The sequence below is a fragment of the Myxococcus sp. CA039A genome, assembly GCF_013336645.1.
GTDB lineage: Bacteria > Myxococcota > Myxococcia > Myxococcales > Myxococcaceae > Myxococcus > Myxococcus llanfairpwllgwyngyllgogerychwyrndrobwllllantysiliogogogochensis.
Window position 1 is genome coordinate 1 of the sequence record NZ_JABUMQ010000554.1, and the last position, 3,706, is coordinate 3,706.

At 69.9% G+C, this 3,706-nt stretch carries 4 protein-coding genes; all 4 read right to left on the minus strand.

Features of this window, described 5'->3' with window-relative positions; all coding sequences use genetic code 11:
* Positions 1–27 precede the first annotated feature (27 nt).
* Positions 28–372, minus strand: a complete 345-nt coding sequence (locus HR086_RS45480) for a hypothetical protein (RefSeq protein WP_174457748.1) — start codon at positions 370–372, stop codon at positions 28–30.
* 175 nt (positions 373–547) lie between these two features.
* Positions 548–2,167, minus strand: coding sequence for a sigma 54-interacting transcriptional regulator (locus HR086_RS45485; protein WP_174468779.1), 1,620 nt, complete (start codon positions 2,165–2,167; stop codon positions 548–550).
* 262 nt (positions 2,168–2,429) lie between these two features.
* Positions 2,430–3,194, minus strand: coding sequence for a translation initiation factor IF-3 (infC, locus tag HR086_RS45490; RefSeq protein ID WP_217440885.1), 765 nt, complete (start codon positions 3,192–3,194; stop codon positions 2,430–2,432).
* 223 nt (positions 3,195–3,417) lie between these two features.
* A partial coding sequence (locus HR086_RS45495; protein ID WP_174468780.1) for a GNAT family N-acetyltransferase occupies positions 3,418–3,706 on the minus strand: 289 nt, incomplete at its 5' end.

Genomic DNA, 3,706 nt, shown 5'->3' on the forward strand with positions numbered 1-3,706 from the left:
GCCCTCCCCCGCCCTGAGGCGCGGCGACTACTTCTTCTTGGGGTCTTTCGGCGGGTCGGTCGTCACGTCCAGGCCGCCCTTCTTCGTCTCGTAGTTGTTGCCCGGGCCGTGCTTCGCGTCGGGCAGAATCACCTGGAACGGGTACTTGTCCGGCGCGCACGTCAGCGTCACGCTGTTCGTGCTGTTGGAAGAAGCCAGGGTGCTGTTGTTCAGGAAGAACGGGCCGGGATTCACGAGGCACGTCCCGTCGGGGAACTTCACCTCGGCGGACACGACTCCATCCAGGGTGAACGTCACCGTGTCGCCGTGACGGACGCGGGGCTCTTCCGGGGTGGGTCCTGTTGGCTGAATCCTGATGACGATATTGTCCATGGGCCGTGGCTCCTTCTGGGGGTTGGACTGACTGACTGTCTGTGGCAACAGATTGCAGGCACCGTACCAACACGCGCCGACATGCGGCTCACTCGGAAGCACCGTCCGAGCCTGCGGTGCCGGGGAGCGATGGACGCGTCAACGACGTGTCATCCCCAGCAGCTGACGCGTCCACTCAGGCGTCCGACAGGCCCAGCTCGCGAACGCGGCGTTGCAGGGCGCGGCGGGAGACCTCCAGCCGCTGCACCATCTTGTCCAAATCCCCCTCGCACTCCTGGAAGCAGCGGGTGATTTCCTCCGGGCTCAAGTCCCGGGCGGTGCGGATGAGCGAGCTCTTGTCGATGAGGACGTAGACGGAGGGGCGCGGAATGCCGAGGAAGTCCGCGGTGGCCTTCAAGTCCCAGGAGCACGCGCGCAGGGCCTCCAGCAGCTCGTCCTCCCCGACCTCGGACGGCTTGCGCCGGGAGGACTTCGCGTCGGCGGCGTCGGGCTGGCCCGAGGTGGGCGCGGTCAGCACCTTGCCCGGCACGGGCAGCGACTCCGCATCCAGCGTCTGCTCCAGCCGCGAGTCCACGCGCAGGCCCGGCAGGCCCCGGCTGCCGATGATGAGCTGCCGGGTGATGTTGCGCAGCTGCCGGACGTTGCCGGGCCACGCGTAGCGCACCAGCCGGACGGCGACGGCCGCCGGCAGCCAGGGCTGCGCGCGCGGGTCGGTGGAAGCCAGCCGCCACGTCTCGCCCGTCGTCTCCAGCTCCTGGCGCGCGAAGTGGAGGAACAACAGGCCAATGTCCTCGCGCCGCTCGCGCAGCGGGGGCACCCGCAGCTCGAAGCCCGCCAGCCGGTGCAGGAGCGGCGCCTTGAACAGGCGCTCCTCGATGCGCGCCTCGAGATTCGAATCCGTGGCGGCGACGAGCCGCACGTCCACGGGCACCGGCGTGTGGCCGCCCACCGGATACACCTCGCCTGTCTCCAGCACGCGCAAGAGCGCCGCCTGCACCTCGGCGGGCGCTTCCCCCACCTCATCCAGGAACAGGGTGCCGCCGTGCGCGGCGCGGAAGAAGCCCTCGCGATCTCTACTGGCGCCCGTGTACGCGCCGCGCTGCGCGCCGAACAGCTCCGCGGCCACCAGCTCCTTGGAGAGCGCGCCCAGGTTGACGCTGACGAAGGGCCCCGAGCGACGCGGGCCCTGCTCGTGGATGGCGCGCGCCACCAGCTCCTTGCCCGTGCCCGTCTCGCCCCGGATGAGCACCGGCACCTGGAGGTCCGCCACCCGCAGGATGTCCTCGCGAAGCTGCCGGATGCCCTCGCCCTGCCCCACCAGCCCCAGGTCCTTGTGGGAGACCACGTCCCCACCCGAGGAGGCCAGGTGCAGCAGCAGCACCACGCGCTCGGCCAGCACCAGCGGCACGCCGGCGACCAGCTCCTCGTGGGTGAACTCCCGGCCTCCGGCGACGGACTCCCCGGCCACGCAGACCTGGGTGCCATCCTCCGGCACCAGCAGGCGCAGGCCGCCATGGGAGCCCGGCTCGAACAGCACCGGCGTCCGGCTGAGAAAGGGGTCTCCCAGGGGCAGCGCCAGCAGTCCTCCCGGGCGGGAGAAGTCCGGCGCGTTGCGCGACAGCGCCGCCGTCCGGCCCACGCTGGCGAGCACCTCCAGCAACAGCCGCTCACCGATGCGCTGGGGATGGGGATGCGACACGACCGTCAAGGCCGGCACACTCCGCGGGGCCTGCGCGGACTTGCCCTTCGTATGGACGGCGGTCGTCGACATGTCGGCGGCGAGCTTTTGCTGCATGGGCTGGTTCGATTTCCAGGTGCTTCCAACCTATCAGCGTACACCGGCCCGGCGCGGGGAGATCGGCCGAGGCGACTCAACCGTCAGCGAAGCTACGCTCACGGGAGCAGGCCCTCGCCAGCTCGCCAGCCAGCGGCCTCACGTGTGGGCCGCTGACGTCATCGCTCCCCATCACCTCATTCCAGGGAGGCTGAAAGGGACGCGGCCCTGAGAGGCCCCCCACGCGGTGGAGATTGTCCACCGCGTGCGGGGGCTGTGGGTCTCAGGCCGTCGGGCCCGTCGTGTCCGACGGGGGAGGCGCCGCGGGGCTGGCGCTCTCTTCGGGCGTGGTGCCCGTGGCGGTCGCCGCGGGCTTCTCAGAAGAGGCCGGGGAGGGGGTCGACGGCCGCTTGGGGCCGGCCGCGGCGCGGGCCTGCTCACGGGCACGCTGGGCGATCTTCGGCGTGGGCGCGAGAATCATGAACATCAAGCGCCCTTCCATGCGCGGGGCCTGCTCCACCACCGCGACGTCCTTCAGGTCCTTCGCCACGTCGTCGAGGATGGCGGTGCCCTGCTCCTTGTGCGTGATTTCACGCCCGCGGAACTGGATGACCACCTTCGCCTTGTTGCCATCTTCGATGAAGCCGCGGGTGTTGCGGACCTTGAACTCGTAGTCGTGGTCCTCCGTCTTGGGACGGAGCTTCACTTCCTTGAGGTGGACGATGAGCTGGGCGCGCTTGGCTTCCGCGGCCTTCTTCTTCTCCTCGTACTTGAACTTGCCGTAGTCCATGATCTTGCAGACTGGCGGCTGAGCCATCGGACTGACCTCGACCAGGTCGAGCCCTTCCGAGCGGGCCTTGTCGAGCGCGGCCTCGAGCGGCATGACTCCGAGCTGTGAGCCATCGGAGCCGACCACCCGGACTTCACGGGCGCGGATGCGGCGATTGGTTCTCTGGTCGCGGCTCCCGCCGCGGCTGCCTCTTTGATCACGAAGAATGTGACGCTCCTGCGAAAGGGTGGAAGGACCTGCTGCCCCAAGGGTGGGCAGGTCACTGAGTTACGGCATGGGGTGGGTCGATGCGTACGGCGGGCGGCCCGCCCCTCTGACACTCGCGCACGGTGCGGCCTCTCCGTGCGACACTTCGAATCTAATCGCCCCCTTGCCCCGTGAGAAAGGGAGCAAGCGGGAAGACACGTCCCAGGGGCGAGGACTAGCCCACCGGCGGACATAACACCAGGGCCCCTTCCTTGCCCCGGAATCCCACCCTGGGTCAGCCATTGGACGAAGCGCGGCGGGCCCGCCACGCGTCCCGGCCCTGGCCCCAGAGTTCCACGAGGGAGCTCTCCATGGGGGCGGGGAGCTTGCCGGGGCCGCGCAGGCTCGAGCCCAGGCGGCGGGCCACCTGCTGGGAGCCGGTGTTGTCCGGGGCGATGGAGTGGATGATGTCCGTCCAGCCCAGGTGGTCGAAGGCCCAGTCCATGGCGGCCGAGGCGGCCTCGGTGGCGTAGCCCCTGCCCCAGGTCTCCCGCAGCAGGGCCCAGCCGACCTCCGTGCCCGGC

Bases quoted from the DNA above. Each gene is read 5' to 3' on its own strand.
- HR086_RS45485 (WP_174468779.1), bottom strand. From the start codon at position 2,167: ATGCAGCAAAAGCTCGCCGCCGACATGTCGACGACCGCCGTCCATACG.
- HR086_RS45480 (WP_174457748.1), bottom strand. From the start codon at position 372: ATGGACAATATCGTCATCAGGATTCAGCCAACAGGACCCACCCCGGAA.